A 21409-nucleotide genomic window follows, 5' to 3' on the forward strand; every position below is an offset into this window, starting at 1 on the left:
AGGTCATGCCGATTCAGGTCCTGCCGCCGCAACTCGCCAACCAGATTGCCGCTGGCGAGGTGGTGGAACGTCCGGCGTCGGTAGTGAAAGAGCTGGTCGAAAACAGCCTTGATGCCGGCGCGACCCGTATCGACATTGATATTGAACGCGGCGGCGCGAAGCTTATCCGTATTCGCGATAACGGCTGCGGGATTAAAAAAGACGAACTGGCGCTGGCGCTGGCTCGTCACGCCACCAGTAAAATCGCCTCGCTGGATGACCTTGAGGCGATCATCAGTCTTGGCTTTCGCGGCGAAGCGCTGGCCAGTATCAGTTCCGTCGCTCGCCTGACGCTGACTTCGCGTACCGCGGAGCAGCAAGAGGCATGGCAGGCCTATGCTGAAGGTCGAGACCAGGCGGTAACGGTGAAACCGGCGGCGCATCCGATTGGCACCACGCTGGAAGTGCTGGATCTATTTTACAACACCCCCGCGCGGCGTAAGTTCATGCGCACAGAAAAAACCGAGTTTAATCATATTGATGAAATCGTCCGCCGCATCGCGCTGGCGCGTTTTGATGTGACGATTAATCTCAGCCATAACGGCAAAATGATGCGCCAGTATCGTGCCGTGGCGGAAGGCGGCCCGCGCGAGCGCCGCCTCGGCTCGATTTGCGGCGCGGCGTTTCTGGAGCACGCGTTGGCCATTGAGTGGCAGCATGGCGATCTGACGCTGCGCGGCTGGGTTGCCGACCCGTTGCATACTAATCCGGCGTTAGCGGAAATTCAGTACTGTTACGTTAACGGGCGTATGATGCGTGACCGGCTGATCAACCATGCTATTCGCCAGGCCTGTGAAGATAAACTGGGCGCTGACCAGCAGCCGGCGTTTGTGCTGTATCTGGAGATTGACCCGCATCAGGTTGATGTCAATGTGCATCCGGCGAAGCACGAAGTGCGTTTCCATCAATCGCGGCTGGTTCATGACTTTATCTATCAGGGCGTACTGAGCGTGCTTCAGCAGCAGCTTGATGCGCCGCTGGCGGAAGAAGACGAAGCGCCCGCGCCGCGGCAGGTGCCGGAAAACCGCGTAGCGGCGGGCGCGAACCATTTCGCTCGCCCATCGCCTGCTCGCGAACCGGCGGCGCCTGGTTATGATACTCGCGCGCCGCGGGAACCTGCCGCCGCCGGTGGCGCCTATAGCTCAGGCGGCGCCAGCTGGCCGCACGCCCAGCCTGGCTATCAGAAACAGCAGGGAGCGCTTTATCGTCAACTGCTGCAAACCCCGGCGGCGGAAAAAAAACAACCTGCGCCGACGCCTGCGGAAAGTCTGGCAGCCCACAGCCAAAGCTTTGGCCGGGTGCTAACTATTATCGGCGGCGATTGCGCGCTGCTTGAGCGCGGCGGCGCATTGGCGTTGCTGGCGCTGCCGGTGGCGGAACGCTGGCTACGTCAGGCGCAGCTAACGCCGGGCGCGGAAGCGGTTTGCGCGCAGCCGCTGCTTATCCCGCTGCGTCTTAAAGTGAGTGAAGCAGAACGCAAAGCGTTGGAAAAGGCGCAGCCGGCGCTGGCGGAATTGGGTATCGATTTACAAGCAGATTCCCAGCACGTGACGGTCCGCGCGGTGCCTTTACCCTTAAGACAACAAAATTTACAAATCTTGATTCCTGAACTGATAGGCTACCTGGCGCAGCTAACGGCATTCGACGTCGGCGACATCGCCCAATGGACAGCGCGTAATCTGGCGAGCGAGCACGCGCAGTGGAGCATGGCGCAGGCGATTTCGGTTCTGGCGGACGTTGAGCGTTTATGTCCGCAGCTGATTAAAGCGCCGCCGGGTGGTCTGTTACAACCTGTTGATTTACATTCGGCAATGACAGCCCTGAAAGATGAGTGATGTAACTGAGGCGAGCCTGCCTAAGGCAATTTTTTTAATGGGGCCGACGGCCTCCGGTAAAACCGCATTAGCTATCGCCTTGCGTAAAGTTTTGCCCGTAGAGTTGATTAGCGTCGATTCCGCCCTCATCTATCGAGGAATGGATATCGGCACGGCCAAACCCGATGCCGCGGAGCTTAGCGCTGCGCCGCATCGGTTGCTGGATATTCTTGATCCGGCAGAGTCGTATTCGGCGGCGGATTTTCGTCGCGATGCGTTGGCGGAAATGGCGGATATCGTCGCCGCCGGACGCATCCCGCTGTTGGTCGGCGGGACGATGTTGTACTTCAAAGCGTTGTTGGAAGGGTTATCGCCGCTGCCTTCGGCGGATCCCGCAGTCAGGGCCAGAATTGAGCAACAAGCGGCAGAGCAGGGGTGGCACGCATTGCACCGGCAGTTACAGGAGATCGATCCCGTGGCCGCCGCGCGTATTCATCCAAATGATCCGCAAAGACTTTCCCGAGCACTGGAAGTTTTTTTCATTTCGGGTAAAACTTTAACTGAACTGACGCAAACGTCAGGAGAGGCTCTGCCGTATCAGGTGCATCAGTTCGCCATCGCCCCGGCGAGCCGTGAACTGCTACATCAACGCATTGAGCAGCGTTTTCATCAGATGTTGGCTTCAGGTTTTGAAGCAGAAGTGCGGGCGCTATTTGCCCGTGGAGATTTGCATACGGATATGCCTTCCATTCGTTGTGTCGGATACCGCCAGATGTGGTCATACCTTGAAGGCGAGGTCCCGTATGATGAAATGGTTTATCGAGGTGTTTGCGCGACGAGACAGTTAGCTAAACGTCAGGTCACCTGGCTGCGCGGTTGGGAAGATGTTCACTGGTTAGACAGTGAGCAACCTGAACAAGCGCTCAACAAAGTATTACAGGTTGTTGGTGCTAGCCAGAACTGAACGTGTACAATTGAACGGTATCGTGCGTAATTTTTTTTAAGAATCGTAAGGTTCTGAGTACAAAACAAGCATACATATAAGGAAAAGAGAGAATGGCTAAGGGGCAATCTTTACAAGATCCGTTCCTGAACGCTTTGCGTCGGGAACGTGTTCCGGTTTCTATTTATTTGGTGAATGGTATTAAGCTGCAAGGGCAAATTGAGTCTTTCGATCAGTTCGTGATCCTGTTGAAGAACACGGTCAGTCAGATGGTCTATAAGCACGCAATTTCTACTGTTGTCCCGTCCCGCCCGGTGTCTCACCACAGCAATAATGCTGGCGGCGGTGCAAGCAACTATCACCACGGTGGTAGCGCGCAAGGTTCTTCTGCGCCGCAGCAAGACAGCGACGACGCCGAATAAGGCTAATGCTGTTTTTCCACGTCGGGGAGCCAGGTTTTCTGCGTTCCCCGCTGGTATTTTATAAGGGGTTTACGCTTGTTTGACCGTTATGATGCCGGTGAGCAGGCGGTACTGGTACACATCTATTTTTCGCAAGACAAAGATATGGAGGATCTCCAGGAGTTTGAATCCCTGGTCTCTTCCGCCGGTGTCGAAGCAATGCAGGTGATTACCGGTAGCCGTAAAGCACCGCACCCGAAGTATTTTGTAGGTGAAGGTAAGGCTGTTGAAATTGCGGAAGCCGTAAAAGCGACCGGCGCCTCGGTCGTGCTGTTCGATCATGCCTTGAGTCCGGCCCAGGAACGTAACCTGGAGCAGCTATGCGAATGCCGGGTTATCGATCGCACCGGTCTGATTTTAGATATTTTTGCCCAGCGAGCGCGTACCCACGAAGGGAAACTGCAGGTTGAGCTGGCGCAGCTGCGCCATCTGGCCACGCGTCTGGTACGCGGCTGGACCCACCTTGAAAGGCAGAAGGGCGGGATTGGTTTGCGCGGACCGGGTGAAACCCAGCTCGAAACCGACCGTCGATTGCTGCGTAACCGTATTATGCAGATCCTGTCGCGACTGGAAAAAGTAGAAAAACAGCGCGAGCAAGGTCGGCGGTCACGCGCCAAGGCCGATATCCCTACCGTCTCGCTGGTGGGATATACCAACGCCGGAAAATCAACGCTGTTCAACCAGATAACCGAAGCGGAAGTCTATGCCGCGGACCAACTGTTCGCCACCCTGGACCCGACGCTGCGCCGTATTAACGTCACCGACGTCGGCGAAACGGTACTGGCAGACACCGTAGGCTTTATTCGTCATCTGCCGCACGACCTGGTGGCGGCGTTTAAAGCGACGCTGCAGGAGACGCGTCAGGCGACGCTGCTGCTGCACGTCATTGATGCCGCGGATGTCCGCGTGCAGGAAAATATTGATGCAGTAAATACGGTCCTTGCTGAAATCGAGGCCGATGAAATTCCGTCATTGCTGGTGATGAACAAAATCGATGTGCTTGACGATTTTGAACCGCGCATCGATCGGGATGAAGAGAATAAACCGATTCGGGTCTGGCTCTCCGCCCAGACCGGGATTGGCGTACCACTGCTTTTTCAGGCGTTAACAGAGCGTCTTTCCGGCGAAGTGGCGCAGCATACGCTGCGCTTACCGCCGCAGGAAGGTCGCCTGAGAAGCCGTTTCTATCAGCTTCAGGCGATAGAAAAAGAGTGGATGGAGGATGACGGCAGCGTAAGCCTGCAAGTGCGCATGCCCATCGTGGACTGGCGTCGCCTCTGCAAACAAGAGCCTGCGTTGGTCGACTACGTGGTTTGACCTGGCCTGAAGATATTAACCCCTGTGGGGATATCAAAAACAAATATGGAGCATATACATGGCGTGGAATCAGCCCGGTAATAACGGACAGGACCGCGACCCGTGGGGAAGCAGCAAAAATGGCGGCAACTCTGAGGGAAATGGCAACAAAGGCGGTCGCGAGCAGGGGCCGCCCGATCTGGATGATATCTTCCGCAAGTTAAGCAAAAAACTTGGCGGTCTCGGCGGCGGTAAAGGCGGCCAGGGTGGCGGTAATGTGACTCAGGGCCCGCGCGGTCCGATGGGTGGGCGCATTGTCGGCATCGTTGCTGCAGCGGCGGTGATTATCTGGGCAGCCAGCGGTTTCTATACCATCAAGGAAGCGGAACGTGGTGTGGTGACACGCTTTGGCAAGTTCAGTCATCTGGTTGAGCCAGGTCTGAACTGGAAGCCAACCTTTGTCGATAATGTGCAAGCGGTGAACGTCGAGTCGGTTCGCGAACTGGCCGCATCCGGTGTGATGCTGACTTCCGATGAGAACGTTGTGCGCGTTGAGATGAACGTACAGTACCGGGTGACCGATCCGGAGCGCTACCTGTTTAGCGTGACCAGCGCCGACGATAGTCTGCGTCAGGCCACCGACAGCGCCCTGCGCGGCGTCATTGGTAAGTACACCATGGACCGTATCCTGACCGAAGGTCGTACCGTTATCCGTAGCGATACCCAGCGCGAGCTGGAAGAGACCATTCGTCCGTACAACATGGGTATCACCCTGCTGGACGTCAACTTCCAGACGGCGCGTCCGCCGGAAGAGGTGAAGGCCGCGTTTGATGATGCCATTGCCGCGCGTGAGAACGAGCAGCAGTACATCCGCGAAGCGGAAGCCTATACCAACGAAGTTCAGCCGCGTGCTAACGGTCAGGCGCAGCGTATCCTCGAAGAGGCGCGTGCGTATAAAACCCAGACCGTACTGGAAGCGCAGGGTGAAGTCGCTCGCTTTGCGAAGATCCTGCCGGAATATAAAGCCGCGCCGGAAATTACCCGCGAGCGTCTGTATATCGAAACCATGGAAAAAGTGCTGAGCCATACCCGCAAAGTGCTGGTTAATGACAGCAAGGGCGGCAACCTGATGGTTCTGCCATTGGATCAGATGCTGAAAGGCGCCACCGGCGCGCCGGCAAAGAGCGATAGCAGTGGCGCAAGCGATCTGCTGCGTCTGCCGCCTGCGTCCAGCTCAAGCAGCGCCAGCACCTCATCAACCTCGAGTTCAACCGGGGGTACCATTATGGACCAACGCCGCGCCAACGCGCAGCGTAACGACTACCAGCGTCAGGGGGAATAACGATGCGTAAATCTGTTATCGCGATCATTGTCGTCGTGCTGGTAGTGCTCTACATGTCTGTCTTCGTGGTGAAAGAAGGCGAGCGCGGCATTACGCTGCGCTTCGGCAAAGTTCTGCGCGACGATGAGAACAAGCCGCTGGTGTATGCGCCGGGTCTGCACTTCAAGATCCCGTTTATTGAATCCGTGAAAATGCTGGATGCGCGTATCCAGACCATGGACAACCAGGCTGACCGCTTTGTTACCAAAGAGAAGAAAGATCTGATCGTCGACTCCTATATCAAGTGGCGCATCAGTGACTTCAGTCGTTACTATCTGGCGACCGGCGGCGGCGACGTCTCCCAGGCCGAAGTTCTGCTGAAGCGTAAGTTCTCTGACCGTCTGCGCTCTGAGATTGGTCGTCTGGACGTGAAAGACATCGTGACTGATTCCCGCGGTCGTTTGACCCTGGAGGTGCGTGATGCGCTGAACTCCGGTTCTGCTGGTACAGAAGATGAAGTCTCGACGCCGGCAGCCGATGACGCTATCGCTAAAGCGGCAGAGCGTGTAGAAGCTGAAACTAACGGTAAGGTTCAGGTGATCAACCCGAACAGTATGGCGGCGCTGGGTATTGAAGTCGTTGACGTACGTATCAAGCAGATCAACCTGCCGGCTGAAGTGTCTGAAGCGATCTACAACCGTATGCGCGCCGAGCGTGAAGCGGTTGCTCGTCGCCATCGTTCACAAGGTCAGGAAGAAGCGGAAAAACTGCGCGCGACCGCGGACTATGAAGTGACCAAGACCCTGGCGGAAGCCGAGCGTCAAGGGCGTATTCTGCGCGGTGAAGGCGATGCCGAGTCGGCAAAACTGTTTGCCGATGCATTCAGTCAGGATCCGGGCTTCTATGCCTTTATCCGTAGCCTGCGCGCCTATGAGAAGAGCTTCCAGAGCAACCAGGACGTGATGGTCCTCAGCCCGGATAGCGATTTCTTCCGTTACATGAAGTCACCGGATTCCGTGCGTAAATAAGCCGGGTCAGTGTGAAATCAGAAGGCGCCTTGCAAGAGGCGCCTTTTTTCATGCCATAGATTGTGATTTTTCTCTCAGCTAGTGGTTTCATATTGCCTGTGAAATGCCGGAGAATGTGAAGAAAGAAAAAGGGTTTGCGGTAATACTCACCGGCGCCAACTGGCGGCGGTTTTGTTTTTCTATAAGGGTCATCAATAATGAATGCAACAATTTGGCTGGCACTGGCGCTGGTTTTAGTTCTCGAAGGTCTTGGCCCACTGCTTTATCCCCGCGCCTGGCGCAAGATGGTAGCGACAATGAGCCAACTGCCGGATAATTTATTGCGTCGCTTTGGCGGCGGTCTTGTGGTGGCTGGCATTGTCATCTACTACATGTTGAGGAAATCGATTGGCTGATCAAAAAATAATCGGATTAACCTCATTTTGAGTGCAAAAAGTGCTGTAACTCTGAAAAAGCGATGGTAGAATCCATTTTTAAGCAAACGGTGATTTTGAAAAAATGGGTAACAACGTCGTCGTACTGGGCACCCAATGGGGTGACGAAGGTAAAGGGAAGATCGTCGATCTCCTGACAGAACGGGCTAAATATGTTGTGCGCTACCAGGGTGGCCATAACGCAGGCCATACTCTCGTAATCAACGGTGAAAAAACCGTCCTCCATCTTATTCCATCAGGTATTCTCCGTGAGAATGTAACCAGCATCATCGGAAACGGTGTTGTGCTGTCTCCGGCTGCGCTGATGAAAGAGATGAAAGGTCTGGAAGACCGTGGTATCCCTGTTCGTGAGCGTCTGCTGCTCTCTGAAGCCTGCCCGCTTATTCTCGATTATCACGTCGCGCTGGACGTAGCGCGTGAAAAAGCGCGTGGCGCGAAAGCTATCGGTACGACCGGTCGCGGTATCGGCCCGGCTTACGAAGATAAAGTCGCCCGTCGCGGCCTGCGCGTTGGCGACCTGTTTGATAAAGCCACCTTCGCTGACAAACTGAAAGAAGTGATGGAATATCACAACTTCCAGTTGGTGAACTTCTATAAAGCAGAAGCGGTTGACTACCAGAAAGTGCTGGACGATGTGATGGCGATTGCCGACATCCTCACCAGCATGGTCGTTGACGTTTCCGATCTGCTCGATCAGGCGCGTCAGCGCGGCGACTTCGTGATGTTCGAAGGCGCGCAGGGCACGCTGCTGGATATCGACCACGGTACCTATCCGTACGTAACTTCCTCCAACACCACTGCGGGTGGCGTGGCGACCGGTTCCGGCCTGGGCCCGCGTTATGTGGATTACGTTCTGGGTATCATCAAAGCTTACTCGACTCGCGTAGGCGCGGGCCCGTTCCCGACCGAGCTGTTTGATGAAACCGGCGAGTTCCTGTGCAAGCAGGGTAACGAATTTGGCGCCACTACCGGCCGTCGTCGTCGTACCGGCTGGCTGGACGCTGTCGCGGTACGCCGTGCGGTGCAGATTAACTCCCTGTCCGGCTTCTGCCTGACCAAACTGGACGTCCTTGACGGCCTGAAAGAAGTGAAAATCTGCGTCGGTTACCGTATGCCGGACGGCCGTGAAGTGACCACCACTCCGCTGGCTGCCGACAACTGGGAAGGTATCGAGCCTATCTACGAAACCATGCCGGGCTGGTCCGAAACCACCTTCGGCGTGAAAGAGCGTAGCGGCCTGCCGCAGGCAGCGCTGAACTACATCGCGCGTATTGAAGAGCTGACCGGCGTGCCGGTTGATATCATCTCTACCGGTCCTGACCGTACTGAGACTATGATTCTGCGCGATCCGTTCGACGCGTAATCATCATCCAGGGGCGCCGTTCGGGCGCCCTTGTTTTTGCAGTTCGCCCGCCCCATTTCAAATAAATTAGCGGCCTGAGCGCTGGCTGGTTTATCATCAATAGAGTTAATACCCGCGGATTCACCGCTTTCCCCTTACCCTGAGGTTGATGTGCAGTTAACGAGTTTCACCGATTACGGATTACGCGCGCTGATTTACATGGCGTCGTTGCCGGATGACCGAATGACCAGTATTTCCGAGGTGACGGATGTCTATGGCGTTTCCCGTAATCATATGGTCAAAATAATCAATCAGTTAAGCCGTGTTGGCTATGTGACGGCCGTGCGGGGAAAGAATGGGGGGATTCGCCTTGGCAAGCCGGCTAAAATGATTCGCGTGGGTGATGTTGTGCGCGATCTGGAGCCGCTATCGCTGGTGAATTGCAGCAGCGAATTTTGCCACATTACTCCCGCTTGCCGCCTGAAACAGGCACTTGCCGAAGCCGCGCAAAGTTTCCTGAAGGAACTGGATAACTACACGCTGGCCGATTTGGTTGAAAAGAATCAACCGCTATATAAATTATTACTGGTGGAAGAAAAGCGCTGAATGATTTGCGCCGCAGCGTAAAGAGAACCCACAAAGCGGCGGCGTAAAACGCAGTCAGACTTTCATCGGAGATGACAACGGAGGAACCGATATGTCACAAGACCCATTCCAGGAACGCGAAGCTGAGAAGTACGCGAATCCCATCCCGAGCCGTGAATTTATCCTCGAACATTTAACCAAACGTGAAAAACCGGCCAGCCGCGACGAGCTGGCGATTGAGTTAAATATCGAGGGCGAAGAACAAACTGAAGCGCTGCGTCGCCGCCTGCGGGCAATGGAACGCGATGGCCAGCTGGTCTTCACTCGCCGTCAGTGCTATGCGCTGCCGGAACGTCTCGATTTAGTTAAAGGCGTCGTTATTGGCCACCGCGACGGCTACGGCTTTTTACGCGTCGAAGGGCGCAAAGACGACCTGTATCTTTCATCTGAGCAGATGAAAATGTGTATTCATGGCGATCAGGTGCTGGCCCAGCCGCTGGGCGCGGACCGTAAGGGCCGTCGCGAAGCGCGCATCGTTCGCGTGCTGGTGCCGAAAACCAGCCAGATCGTCGGCCGTTACTTCACCGATGCCGGCGTGGGCTTCGTGGTGCCGGACGACAGCCGTCTAAGCTTCGATATCCTGATCCCGCCTGAAGAGATCATGGGCGCCCGCATGGGTTACGTGGTGGTGGTCGAACTGACCCAGCGTCCAACCCGTCGTACCAAGGCGGTCGGCAAAATAGTTGAAGTGCTGGGCGACAATATGGGCACCGGCATGGCCGTTGATATGGCGCTGCGTACCCATGAGATCCCTTACATCTGGCCGCCGGCGGTGGAAAAACAGGTCTCCGGCCTCAAAGAGCATGTGCCGGAAGAGGCGAAAGCGGGGCGCGTTGATTTGCGCTCTCTACCGCTGGTTACTATTGACGGCGAAGATGCCCGCGACTTTGATGACGCGGTGTACTGCGAGAAAAAACGCGGCGGCGGCTGGCGTCTGTGGGTGGCTATCGCCGACGTGAGCTACTACGTGCGCCCCGGTACGCCGCTGGACGGCGAAGCGCGTAGCCGCGGGACGTCAGTCTACTTCCCTTCGCAGGTCGTACCGATGCTGCCGGAAGTGCTGTCCAACGGCCTGTGCTCGCTGAATCCGCAGGTCGATCGCCTGTGTATGGTCTGCGAAATGACGATCTCGTCAAAAGGTCGCCTGACCGGCTTTAAATTCTATGAAGCGGTGATGAGCTCTCACGCCCGTCTGACCTACACCAAGGTTTGGCATATGCTGCAGGGCGATCAAGAGCTGCGCGAACACTACGCGCCGCTGGTGAAGCATATTGAAGAGCTGCATAACCTCTATAAGGTGCTGGATGGCGCCCGTGAAGAGCGCGGCGGTATCTCATTTGAAAGTGAAGAAGCTAAATTCATCTTCAACGCCGAGCGTCGTATCGAGCGTATCGAACAGACTCAGCGTAACGATGCGCACAAGCTGATCGAAGAGTGCATGATTCTGGCGAACATCTCCGCGGCGCGTTTCGTTGAGAAAGCGCAGGAGCCAGCGCTGTTCCGTATTCACGATAAGCCAAGCACCGAAGCGATTACCGCCTTCCGCACCGTGCTGGCGGAGCTGGGGCTGGAGCTGCCGGGCGGCAACAAACCGGAGCCGCGCGATTACGCCGAGCTGCTGACTTCCATCGCCGATCGCCCGGATGCGGAAATGCTGCAGACGATGCTGCTGCGTTCCATGAAGCAGGCGGTCTATGATCCGGAAAACCGCGGCCACTTCGGCCTGGCGCTGCAGTCATACGCGCACTTCACCTCGCCGATCCGTCGTTATCCTGACCTGTCGCTGCATCGCGCTATTAAGTATTTACTGGCGAAAGAGCAGGGACATAAAGGCAATAGCACCGAGACCGGCGGTTGGCACTACAGCATGGAAGAGATGCTGCAGCTGGGCGAGCACTGCTCGATGACCGAGCGCCGCGCCGATGAAGCGACGCGCGAAGTGTCAGACTGGCTGAAGTGCGACTTCATGCAGGATCAGGTGGGCAACACCTTCTCCGGCGTGATCGCAAGCGTCACCGGCTTTGGCTTCTTCGTCCGCCTGAACGATCTGTTTATCGATGGTCTGGTACATGTCTCCTCGTTGGATAATGACTACTATCGCTTCGACCAGGTCGGGCAGCGGCTGATCGGCGAGTCCGGCGGCCAGACTTACCGCCTGGGCGACCGCGTGGAAGTGCGCGTCGAAGCGGTCAATATGGATGAGCGTAAGATTGATTTCAGCCTGATTTCCAGCGAACGCGGTCCGCGTAATGTTGGCAAAACTGCACGCGAAAAAGCGAAGAAGGGCGCGCCGGGTAAAAACGGCGGCGGCCGTCGTCGTCAGGTAGGCAAGCAGGTCAACTTCGAGCCAGATAGCGCCTTCCGTAAGGAAAAAGAGAAAGCTAAAGCCAAACCGAAAGGCGAAAAGAAAGCGAAAAAACCGTCGGCGAAAACGCAGAAAATCGCCGCGGCAACCAAAGCCAAGCGCGCGGCGAAAAAGAAGATCGCCGAGTGATTGACGTCCCTTCGCCCTGAAGTCTGCTGGCGCAGAACGGGGTGAAGGGAACGGATAACAGAACCTAAAACGAGTACATCAATGAGTGAAATGATTTACGGCATCCATGCGGTGCAGGCACTGCTGGAACGCGCCCCTGAGCGTTTTCAGGAAGTTTTTATTCTGAAAGGCCGTGAGGATAAGCGTCTGCTGCCGCTGATCCATGCCCTTGAAGCGCAGGGCGTGGTGATTCAGGTTGCCAGCCGCCAGTTCCTCGATGAGAAAAGCGAAGGCGCGGTGCATCAGGGCATCATTGCCCGCGTGAAGCCGGGACGTCAGTATCAGGAAAACGATCTGCCGGATCTGCTGGCGCAGTTCGATCAACCGTTCCTGCTGATCCTCGACGGCGTCACCGATCCGCACAACCTCGGCGCCTGCCTGCGTAGCGCCGACGCCGCAGGCGTGCATGCGGTGATCGTGCCGCGCGATCGTTCCGCTCAGCTCAACGCTACGGCGAAAAAAGTCGCCTGCGGCGCGGCGGAAAGCGTGCCGCTGATCCGCGTCACCAATCTGGCGCGTACTATGCGTCTGCTGCAGGAAGAAAACGTGTGGATTGTCGGTACCGCCGGCGAAGCCGACCATACGCTGTTCCAGAGCAAAATGACCGGCCCGATGGCGCTGGTGATGGGCGCGGAAGGTGAAGGTATGCGTCGTTTGACCCGCGAGCATTGTGATGAACTGATCAGCATCCCGATGGCGGGTAGCGTCTCTTCGCTGAACGTCTCTGTCGCCACCGGTATCTGCCTGTTTGAAGCGGTGCGCCAGCGCAGCTAAGCCGCCGCTGGCGCGGCGGGTTAGTCGTCCAGCGCGCGCAGATGGTCGTTCTTATTGAGCGTCATTAGCGCGGCTATACTGACGACGGCCGTCGCCATCACGTAGTACGCCGGAATATCCAGATTACCGGTCTGTTTAATCAGGCCGGTAATAATCAATCCGGCGCAGCCGGAAAACACGGCATTTGATAGCGAATAGGCTAACCCCAGCCCGGTATAACGCACCCTGGTAGGGAACATCTCCGCCAGCATCGCCGGCCCAGGCCCGGCCAGAATCCCCACCAGTCCACCCGCAATCAGCACCACGATACCTTTCACCAGCAGCGTGCTGCTTTCCGCCTGCAATATTTTCAGCAGCGGCAGCGCCAGTACCAGCAGCAATACCGCAGCCGCGACCATCACCCGCCGACGTCCCAACTTATCGCTGAGCATCCCGGCAGGCAAGATGGTGATGGCGAAGCCAATGTTGGAGATCACCGCAATCAGCAGCGCCTGATTAAAACCGGTGTGCAGCGCGGACTGAAGGTACGAGGGCATGATCACCAGGTAGGTATAACCCGCCGCCGACCATACCATCAGCCGGCCAATGCCGGTGAAAATCGCTTTGAGCGTCTGGCGCCAACTGGCGCGGGTTTCCGCAGGCGGCGTAGTCTGCTGCTGGCGTAAAAAGCCCGGCGTCTCTTCCATTTTAACGCGTAGCCATAGCGCAACGATACCCATCGGTATGGCGAGGAAAAAGGGAATTCGCCAGCCCCAGTCATGCAGCGCTTCGGGGCTCAGTACGGCGGAAATCAGCGCGACCACGCCTGCGCCTGCCAGCAACCCTAATGCCACGGTAAAAGATTGCCATGCGCCATACAGACCGCGTTTACCTTTAGGGGCGAACTCGGTCATCAGCGATACCGCTCCTCCATACTCGCCGCCGGCAAACAACCCCTGCAGAATACGTAATCCGGTCAGCAGGAGTGGCGCCGCAATACCGATGCTGGTGTAAACCGGTACCAGCCCGATTGACGTGGTGGCGAGCGTCATCAGTACCAACACGATAATCAGCGTCGGCTTGCGGCCAATACGATCGCCGAGACGGCCAAAAACGATGGCGCCCAGCGGGCGAAAGAAGAACGCAATCGCGAAAGAGGCGTAAGTCAGAATCAGCCCGGTCAGCGGCGCTTCCCCGTTCAACTGGAAGAAGTTTTTTGCAATTACGGTCGCCAGAAAGCCATAGACCGCAAACTCGTACCATTCAATAAAGTTACCGATAGAACCGGCGATCAGCGCGCGTTTTTGCGCCGCTGATGTTGTGCTGGCGGTGTGCATAGGAAGCCCCGACTGATACAAAACAGTAACGAATGAATAAATTATTCCATACATTTTTCCTGAGGAAATTTTAAATTCTTATGCCTGTGATGGGCTTCACGAAGGCGTAGCGGTTTTTTTGTGACCGTCTATGCGGGCGACCATACTTACTGTCAGAGCCATTGACGGAGGGAGACATCATGCACTGGCAAACGCATACCGTATTCAATCAACCGACGCCGCTGTGTAACAGCAATCTGTTTTTGTCCGATACCGCGCTTTGTGAGGCGGTAGTGCGTGAAGGCGCCGGTTGGGATGGCGATCTGCTCGCCAGCATCGGCCAACAGTTGGGCACGGCGGAATCGCTGGAGCTGGGGCGACTGGCGAATAGCAACCCGCCAGAACTATTACGCTATGACGCCACCGGCGCCCGGCTGGATGACGTGCGGTTTCATCCCGCCTGGCATTTGCTGATGCAGGGACTGTGCGCGAACCGGGTGCATAATCTCGCCTGGCAGGAAGACGCCCGCGCGGGTTCATTTGTTGCCCGTACCGCCCGCTTTATGCTGCATGCCCAGGTGGAGGCGGGAACGTTATGCCCGATAACCATGACCTTCGCCGCAACGCCGCTGCTGCAGCGCGCGTTACCTGCGGTGTTCAGCGATTGGGTGCCGCCATTACTCAGCGATCGCTATGACCCGCATCTCGCACCGGGCGATCAGAAACGTGGATTGCTGATTGGCATGGGAATGACCGAAAAACAGGGCGGTTCGGATGTGCTCAGCAATACCACCCGAGCGGAAAAAACGGCGGAAGGATTCTATCGGCTGGTGGGCCATAAATGGTTCTTCTCGGTGCCGCAGAGCGATGCGCATCTGGTATTAGGCCAGACGCCGGGCGGGCTCTCCTGCTTCTTTGTGCCGCGCTTTTTACCCGATGGCCAACGCAATGGCGTGCGCCTGGAGAGGCTGAAAGATAAATTAGGTAACCGCTCTAACGCCAGTAGCGAAGCCGAATTCTTTGACGCCTGTGGGTGGCTGATAGGCGAAGAAGGCGACGGCGTGCGGCAAATTCTCAAGATGGGCGCGCTGACCCGCTTCGACTGCGCGGCCGGCAGCCATGCCCTGATGCGCCGCGCATACTCGGTGGCGCTGTACCATGCGCTGCAGCGTCAGGCGTTCGGCAAGAATCTGGCCGATCAGCCGATGATGCGTCAGGTGCTGGGCCAGATGGCGCTGCGTCTTGAAGGACAAACCGCTTTTCTGTTCCGTCTGGCTCGCGCCTGGGATCGGCGCGACGATGCGCATGAAGTGCTATGGGCTCGTTTATTTACCCCGGCCGCCAAGTTTGCTATCTGTCGCGCCGGTATACCGTTTGTCGCCGAGGCGATGGAAGTGCTGGGCGGTATCGGTTATTGCGAAGAGAGCGAACTCCCGCGCTTATATCGTGAGATGCCAGTGAATAGTATCTGGGAAGGCTCCGGCAATATTATGTGCCTCGACGTAATGCGGGTGCTTGGCAAGCAGCCGGCGGCGTTAGAAATGCTGGCGGCGGAGTGCGCTGAGGTCAAGGGGCAGAACCGGCATTATGACCGCGCGTGGCGACAGCTTCAGCAACTCTTACGGCGACCTGTTGAGGCGCAGGGACGAGAAATTGCGCGTCTGGTGTATTGCCTGGGGGCGGGGGCGCAGATGCTGCGCTTTGCATCGCCGCCGCTGGCCCAGGCATGGTGCCGGATGATGCTGGATCCGCGAGGAGGTATCCGCCTGGACGCTCAACTGCTGGACGATGCGCTGCTACGGGCGATGGGGCGCGGACGACAGCCGTCTCAGGCGTAGAGGATGGCCTGCACCCGCCAGCTATCCGGCTGCGGCTCTTCATACATCTGAACGATACGATACCAGGAAGCGCCCTGCTCATCGGCTTTTACGGCAATGGCGTGCTCGACATCCTGCTGACTGCCGGAGATATTATTGACGGAAATCAGACCAATTTCGTTCAGGCCAGTGACGCAATCCGCACTGGCGAATTCGGCTGACTGAGCGGAAGTATTGGCCGTCGCGGTAGTCAGCAACAGGCTGGGTAAGGTCAGTGATCGTTTCATCGTCAGCTCCATTTCACGTAATCCCGAGGGCAGTCCGTTTGCTAACGTTCTGCCAAAAAGGCTGGCCGAACGTTATTATGCGCAGGAGAACGTGAATGGACGCAAAGCAGTGTAAAGCTGGTTAAAAACGCATCACACCGCTATTTATGATACAGAATCGCTTGCGAATACCACTGGCCGGGAACCATGGTGTCATCGATCATAACGATGACGTAGTAATCCGCTTTTGCGGCTTCTGCTTTGGCTTTCAACGCGGTCTCGACATCCATCGGCGAACCGTACATCAGCACGCTGACGGTACCTATCTTTTGCAGGCCCTCAGTCTGATTGCGACGAATTTCCTGCGGATGATCGCTTGCCGGCGGCGGCGCCTCCGGCGTACCCTGCAGGACGCTACATCCGCTTAAGGCGAGAGCCAGTAACCACGGTGTAAACCTACGCATGACCATATCTCGTTTCCTGATAGTGATAGTGTAGTGGTAGCCTGAACATCATTTCTGGGGAATGTTCCCGAATTGTTATCTATCGCGCGATTTTCGAATGAAAATGTTATGAAAGCGTAACCGAGCTCTCAACATTATAAATCGTGCTCAACGCAAAGCTTTGACGAATGTTTTGGTGCGAGATGCCGTGCCACTATAAAGAAGGAGACGATAGTTGATTACACTCGAAATGCGCAATCTGGCAGGCGGTGAAGCGATCCATGCCTGTCCGGCTGGGATGGCGGATAAGCCTCTGCCGGTTATCGTCTTTTATCACGGTTTTACCTCTTCTAAGCTGGTCTACAGCTACTTCGCCGTCGCGCTGGCTGAAGCCGGTTTCCGGGTGATTATGCCGGATGCCGCCGAACATGGCGCGCGTTTTCGCGGCGACGAGGAGGGGCGAATGCAGCGTTTTTGGCCGATCCTGCGACAGAATTTTCTTGAATTTCCCGCCCTGCGAGACGCGATTATCGCTGAGGGATGGCTGGAAGATGAACGGCTGGCGGTGGCCGGCGCATCAATGGGCGGCATGACCGCGCTCGGTATCATGACCCATCATCCGGAGCTAAAATGCGTGGCCTGCCTGATGGGCTCGGGCTATTTCAGCAGCCTCGCGCAGACGCTGTTTCCGTCGCCCGGATTCGATACGGCAAGCCTGGAGGAGTGGGACGTGACTCATCAGTTAGCGGTGCTAGCCGACAAGCCGCTGCTGCTGTGGCACGGCGACGCAGACGACGTGGTTCCGCCCGGCGAAACTTTCCGCCTCCAGCAGGCGTTAACGCAGAGCGGCCTGACAACTAACCTGACCTGCCAGTGGCAAAAGGGCGTGCGCCATCGCATTACCCCTGAAGCGCTGGACGCGACCATCGCCTTTTTCCGGCAGCATCTTTAAACGCGGATAACCTGCACGCCCTGATCCTCAAGCTGCTTGAGGATCGTTTCATCGGCCTGCTTACCGGTAATGACCAGGTCGATTTGGCTGGCCTGGCTGAACAGCATCCCGGCGCGTTCGCCGACTTTGCTGCTATCGACCAGTACCGCCAGTTTGCCAACGACGTTAAGCATTTTCTGCTCGGCCATCGCGGTCAACATATCGGTTTTGTACAATCCCTCGGCGGTTAACCCTTTGCCGCTGGTGAACATCCAGTGCCCGGCATACAGGCTGTTTTCGCTACCCTGCGGACTGAGGGTGATGAAGTGGCTATGGTTATATTGCCCCCCCATAATGATCACGCTGTCATGCTCCTGGTCAATCAGATAGTTGGCCAGCGGCAGGTAGTTGGTGATGATCTGCACCGGTTTGCCGCATAATTCACGGCCGAGCAGGAAGGCGGTGGAGCCGCAGTTGATAACGATGCTTTCGCCCGGAGAAACCAGCTGCGAGGCGGCGCGGGCAATCCGCACTTTCTCATCGTGGTTTTGCGCCTGATGAATGTTCATTGGCGACCAACGTGGGCGCTGTTCGCTGATGGCTTCCGCGCCATTACGGACCTTTTTCAGCTTGCCGTTTTCATCAAGCTTATTGATATCGCGTCTTGCCGTCGCCGGAGAGATGCCGAGGCGGGAGATTACCTGTTCAACGGTAACGAATCCCGTTTGCGCCAGCAAATCCAGTAAAATTTGATGTCTTTGCGCTTCAGTCATGAGCGAATCCGATTAAAAGTGACAAGCAAAGATGATATTTGAAATTAACGCTAAATACTAATGTGGAAAGGGAATTCCGGCGGGCGCGCCCGCCGGAATAGGATTACAAAAAGGATTTGAACGGCAGGTCTGGCTCAATGGTAAAGCAGTCATCGAATCCGCGTGGGTAGTGGTATTCGAAATTGTCTTTATCCAGCGGCCAGGTAAATTTACCGCCGACCTGCCAGATAAACGGCTTGAAGCCGTATTTCAGACGATCCTTTTTCATCTCCCACAGTACGCGGATCTCCTGTGGGTCGGCCTGGAAGTTGGACCAGATATCATGGTGGAACGGAATGACCACTTTGGCATTTAGCGATTCCGCCATGCGCAGGATATCGGCGCTGGTCATTTTGTCGGTGATACCGCGCGGGTTTTCCCCATAGGAACCGAGGGCGACGTCAATCTGATGCTCGTTACCGTGCTTCGCATAGTAGTTGGAATAGTGTGAGTCGCCGCTGTGGTACAGGTTGCCGCCCGGCGTTTTGAACAGATAGTTGACCGCGCGCTGGTCCATTCCGTCCGGCAGCACGCCGGCGGCTTTTTGATCGGCTGGCAGGGTAATGAGCGCAGTACGATCGAATGCGTCGAGCGCGTGGATCTCAATGTCTTTGATCTTCACCACATCGCCCGGCTTCATGACGATGCAGCGTTCTGCCGGCACGCCCCAGCCAATCCACAGATCAACGCAGGTTTTTGGTCCAATAAACGGCACATCGGCGGCGCAGTTTTGCATCACCGCGGCGGCGACGTTAACGTCGATATGATCGTTGTGATCGTGCGTCGCCAGCACGGCGTCAATTTGGCGGATGGCGAAAGGATCGAGCACGAATGGCGTAGTGCGCAGGTTCGGCTGTAGTTTTTTCACCCCGGCCATGCGCTGCATCTGGTGGCCGGTTTTCATCAGCGGATTACCGTGGCTCTGCTTACCGGTACCGCACCAAAAATCGACGCAAATATTAGCGCCGCCTTCCGATTTTAGCCAAATGCCGGTGCATCCCAGCCACCACATGGCAAAGGTGCCCGGCGCAACCTGCTCTTGTTCGATCTCTTCATTCAGCCAGCTACCCCATTCCGGGAAAGTGCTCAAAATCCAGGATTCACGGGTGATGGTTTGCACTTTACTCATCGATCTCTTCCTCTTTTATTTCAAAAGTAATCAATTGGTGATTTGTTTTGATTGATACTGGCACTGTTTTTTCAGGAATGCAATCGGCTATTTTCAAGAAAAAGCGGTGAGAGCGTTGCGCTAACGCGCTGATAAACCCTGAATTTAATATCAAGCATGTATGTATATTGTTGATATTAGTGGTTTGTTTGGTTATGTCGTGACGTAATGGAAAATACACGCACAAAAAATATGATTATTTGCGTGATGCGTCACATTTAATCAAATTCAATCTTGTTGTGATTGTTTTTGATTATTAGAGTGAGGGCGACGACAACTGCTGAGCGTCATGCGCGTTCAAAGCCTTCCTCTTCTGGAGTGTGTTATGGAGATCCTCTACAACATCTTTACCGTCTTCTTTAATCAGGTAATGACTAATGCCCCGCTGCTGCTGGGTATCGTGACCTGCCTTGGCTATATCTTGTTGCGTAAAAGCGTCAGCGTGATTATCAAAGGCACGATCAAAACCATCATTGGTTTCATGCTGTTACAAGCTGGCTCCGGCATTCTTACCAGCACCTTTAAGCCGGTGGTGGCGAAAATGTCAGAGGTTTATGGCATCAATGGCGCGATTTCCGATACCTACGCCTCAATGATGGCGACCATCGACCGGATGGGCGAGGCCTATAGCTGGGTGGGGTATGCGGTGCTGTTGGCCCTGGCGCTAAATATCTGTTACGTCCTGCTGCGCCGCATTACCGGCATCCGCACTATCATGCTGACTGGCCATATTATGTTTCAGCAGGCGGGGCTGATTGCGGTCTCTTTCTTCATCTTCGGCTACTCCATGTGGACGACCATTATCTGCACCGCGGTGCTGGTCTCCCTGTACTGGGGTATCACCTCCAACATGATGTTTAAGCCGACTCAACTGGTTACCGACGGCTGCGGCTTCTCTATCGGTCACCAACAGCAGTTTGCCTCGTGGATTGCCTATAAAGTGGCGCCGTATCTGGGGAAAAAAGAGGAGAGCGTCGAAGACCTCAAGCTGCCGGGCTGGCTCAATATTTTCCACGACAACATCGTCTCTACCGCGATTGTGATGACCATTTTCTTTGGCGCCATTCTGCTCTCCTTTGGCATCGATGTTGTACAGGCGATGGCGGGCAAAACCCACTGGACGGTCTATATCCTGCAGACCGGTTTCTCCTTCGCCGTGGCCATTTTCATCATTACCCAGGGCGTGCGTATGTTCGTTGCCGAGCTGTCCGAAGCCTTCAACGGTATCTCACAGCGCCTGATCCCCGGCGCCGTGCTGGCGATCGACTGCGCCGCTATCTATAGCTTCGCGCCGAATGCCGTGGTCTGGGGCTTTATGTGGGGCACCATCGGCCAACTGATTGCCGTTGGTATTCTCGTCGGCGTTGGCTCCTCCATTCTGATCATCCCGGGCTTTATCCCAATGTTCTTCTCTAACGCGACGATTGGCGTCTTTGCTAATCACTTCGGCGGCTGGCGCGCGGCCCTCAAGATCTGTCTGGTGATGGGCATGATTGAAATCTTCGGCTGCGTGTGGGCGGTGAAGTTGACCGGAATGAGCGCCTGGATGGGCATGGCGGATTGGTCAATCCTGGCGCCGCCGATGATGCAGGGTTTCGCCTCGATAGGGCTGGCGTTTATGGCCGTCATTATTCTGATTTCACTGGCTTATATGTTCTTCGCCGGCCGCGCGCTGCGCGCCGAGGAAGACGCGGAAAAACAACTGGCAGAAGCCTCTGCTCAATAAGGAGTTCTGATTATGACCGTACGTATTCTGGCTGTGTGTGGCAACGGGCAAGGTAGTTCCATGATCATGAAAATGAAGGTGGACCAGTTCCTGACGCAATCAAACATCGACCACACGGTGAACAGCTGCGCGGTAGGTGAGTATAAAAGCGAGCTAAACGGCGCGGATATCATTATTGCCTCGACCCACATCGCCGGCGAAATCACCGTCACTGGCAATAAATACGTGGTTGGCGTGCGCAATATGCTGTCCCCTGCGGATTTCGGCCCAAAACTGCTTGAAGTGATCAAAGCCCACTTCCCGCAGGATGTGAAATAAGGA

20 protein-coding genes are annotated in these 21409 nt (G+C 55.9%); 15 read left to right on the forward strand and 5 right to left on the reverse strand.

Annotation, left to right across the window (positions count from 1 at the left end; translation table 11 throughout):
• The first annotated feature begins 5 nt into the window (after nt 1-5).
• The 11 genes from mutL to rlmB all read left to right on the forward strand — a co-directional run bounded on the left by mutL (nt 6) and on the right by rlmB (nt 12630).
• Nucleotides 6-1874, forward strand: a complete 1869-nt coding sequence (gene mutL, locus AC22LX_RS19605) for a DNA mismatch repair endonuclease MutL (RefSeq protein WP_049059546.1) — start codon at nt 6-8, stop codon at nt 1872-1874.
• Nucleotides 1867-2817 (forward strand): tRNA (adenosine(37)-N6)-dimethylallyltransferase MiaA, encoded by a 951-nt coding sequence (gene miaA, locus AC22LX_RS19610; protein WP_032706712.1) that lies wholly within the window; start codon nt 1867-1869, stop codon nt 2815-2817. Before mutL ends, miaA begins: the two co-directional genes overlap by 8 nt.
• Nucleotides 2818-2909: 92 nt before the next feature.
• The gene (hfq, locus tag AC22LX_RS19615) at nt 2910-3218 is read left to right on the forward strand and encodes an RNA chaperone Hfq (RefSeq protein WP_045396870.1); all 309 of its coding nucleotides are present in this window, start codon (nt 2910-2912) and stop codon (nt 3216-3218) included.
• Between the two features lie 75 nt (nt 3219-3293).
• Nucleotides 3294-4574: a ribosome rescue GTPase HflX gene (gene hflX / locus AC22LX_RS19620; RefSeq protein ID WP_032713510.1), complete on the forward strand. Its 1281-nt coding sequence runs from the start codon at nt 3294-3296 to the stop codon at nt 4572-4574.
• A gap of 58 nt (nt 4575-4632) precedes the next feature.
• On the forward strand, nt 4633-5895 hold the full coding sequence (gene hflK, locus AC22LX_RS19625; protein ID WP_045396872.1) for an FtsH protease activity modulator HflK: 1263 nt from the start codon (nt 4633-4635) through the stop codon (nt 5893-5895).
• A gap of 2 nt (nt 5896-5897) precedes the next feature.
• Nucleotides 5898-6902: a protease modulator HflC gene (gene hflC / locus AC22LX_RS19630; protein WP_015368630.1), complete on the forward strand. Its 1005-nt coding sequence runs from the start codon at nt 5898-5900 to the stop codon at nt 6900-6902.
• A gap of 197 nt (nt 6903-7099) precedes the next feature.
• Nucleotides 7100-7297: a DUF2065 domain-containing protein gene (locus AC22LX_RS19635; RefSeq protein WP_015368629.1), complete on the forward strand. Its 198-nt coding sequence runs from the start codon at nt 7100-7102 to the stop codon at nt 7295-7297.
• Nucleotides 7298-7400: 103 nt separating this feature from the next.
• Entirely contained in the window at nt 7401-8699 is a 1299-nt protein-coding gene (locus AC22LX_RS19640; RefSeq protein ID WP_045396875.1) for an adenylosuccinate synthase, read from the forward strand.
• A 150-nt stretch (nt 8700-8849) separates the two neighbouring features.
• On the forward strand, nt 8850-9284 hold the full coding sequence (nsrR, locus tag AC22LX_RS19645) for a nitric oxide-sensing transcriptional repressor NsrR (protein WP_045379682.1): 435 nt from the start codon (nt 8850-8852) through the stop codon (nt 9282-9284).
• A 91-nt stretch (nt 9285-9375) separates the two neighbouring features.
• Nucleotides 9376-11817 carry a ribonuclease R gene (gene rnr / locus AC22LX_RS19650; RefSeq protein WP_063447478.1) on the forward strand — a complete coding sequence of 814 codons (2442 nt, stop codon included), beginning with the start codon at nt 9376-9378 and terminating at the stop codon, nt 11815-11817.
• Between the two features lie 81 nt (nt 11818-11898).
• Nucleotides 11899-12630: a 23S rRNA (guanosine(2251)-2'-O)-methyltransferase RlmB gene (gene rlmB, locus AC22LX_RS19655; protein ID WP_015704174.1), complete on the forward strand. Its 732-nt coding sequence runs from the start codon at nt 11899-11901 to the stop codon at nt 12628-12630.
• A gap of 20 nt (nt 12631-12650) precedes the next feature.
• Here the strand turns inward: rlmB and AC22LX_RS19660 are convergent, their stop codons facing one another.
• Complete coding sequence (locus tag AC22LX_RS19660) at nt 12651-13946, reverse strand: MFS transporter (protein WP_063416161.1); 1296 nt, start codon at nt 13944-13946, stop codon at nt 12651-12653.
• A 179-nt stretch (nt 13947-14125) separates the two neighbouring features.
• On the opposite strand from AC22LX_RS19660, the gene AC22LX_RS19665 reads away from it, so the two are divergent.
• Entirely contained in the window at nt 14126-15763 is a 1638-nt protein-coding gene (locus AC22LX_RS19665; RefSeq protein WP_487334157.1) for an isovaleryl-CoA dehydrogenase, read from the forward strand.
• Here AC22LX_RS19665 and yjfN read toward each other — a convergent pair.
• Complete coding sequence (gene yjfN, locus AC22LX_RS19670) at nt 15754-16029, reverse strand: DUF1471 family protease activator YjfN (RefSeq protein ID WP_020079815.1); 276 nt, start codon at nt 16027-16029, stop codon at nt 15754-15756. The genes AC22LX_RS19665 and yjfN overlap by 10 nt on opposite strands.
• A 140-nt stretch (nt 16030-16169) precedes the next feature.
• The gene (gene bsmA / locus AC22LX_RS19675; protein ID WP_015368621.1) at nt 16170-16478 is read right to left on the reverse strand and encodes a biofilm peroxide resistance protein BsmA; all 309 of its coding nucleotides are present in this window, start codon (nt 16476-16478) and stop codon (nt 16170-16172) included.
• A gap of 208 nt (nt 16479-16686) precedes the next feature.
• Here bsmA and yjfP point away from each other — a divergent pair, with 208 nt between their 5' ends.
• On the forward strand, nt 16687-17403 hold the full coding sequence (gene yjfP, locus AC22LX_RS19680) for an esterase (protein WP_213292853.1): 717 nt from the start codon (nt 16687-16689) through the stop codon (nt 17401-17403).
• Here the strand turns inward: yjfP and ulaR are convergent.
• Nucleotides 17400-18155 carry an HTH-type transcriptional regulator UlaR gene (gene ulaR / locus AC22LX_RS19685; protein ID WP_015368619.1) on the reverse strand — a complete coding sequence of 252 codons (756 nt, stop codon included), beginning with the start codon at nt 18153-18155 and terminating at the stop codon, nt 17400-17402. The genes yjfP and ulaR overlap by 4 nt on opposite strands.
• Before the next feature lie 103 nt (nt 18156-18258).
• Nucleotides 18259-19323, reverse strand: coding sequence for an L-ascorbate 6-phosphate lactonase (gene ulaG / locus AC22LX_RS19690; protein ID WP_045396887.1), 1065 nt, complete (start codon nt 19321-19323; stop codon nt 18259-18261).
• Nucleotides 19324-19687: 364 nt separating this feature from the next.
• Between ulaG and ulaA the strand changes: the two genes are divergently transcribed.
• Together ulaA and ulaB are read left to right on the forward strand one after the other, a co-directional pair.
• Nucleotides 19688-21088 carry a PTS ascorbate transporter subunit IIC gene (ulaA, locus tag AC22LX_RS19695; RefSeq protein WP_015368616.1) on the forward strand — a complete coding sequence of 467 codons (1401 nt, stop codon included), beginning with the start codon at nt 19688-19690 and terminating at the stop codon, nt 21086-21088.
• Between the two features lie 12 nt (nt 21089-21100).
• Nucleotides 21101-21406 (forward strand): PTS ascorbate transporter subunit IIB, encoded by a 306-nt coding sequence (gene ulaB, locus AC22LX_RS19700; RefSeq protein ID WP_001577590.1) that lies wholly within the window; start codon nt 21101-21103, stop codon nt 21404-21406.
• Nucleotides 21407-21409: the final 3 nt, after the last annotated feature.

The organism is Klebsiella sp. PK01, from assembly GCF_057624675.1.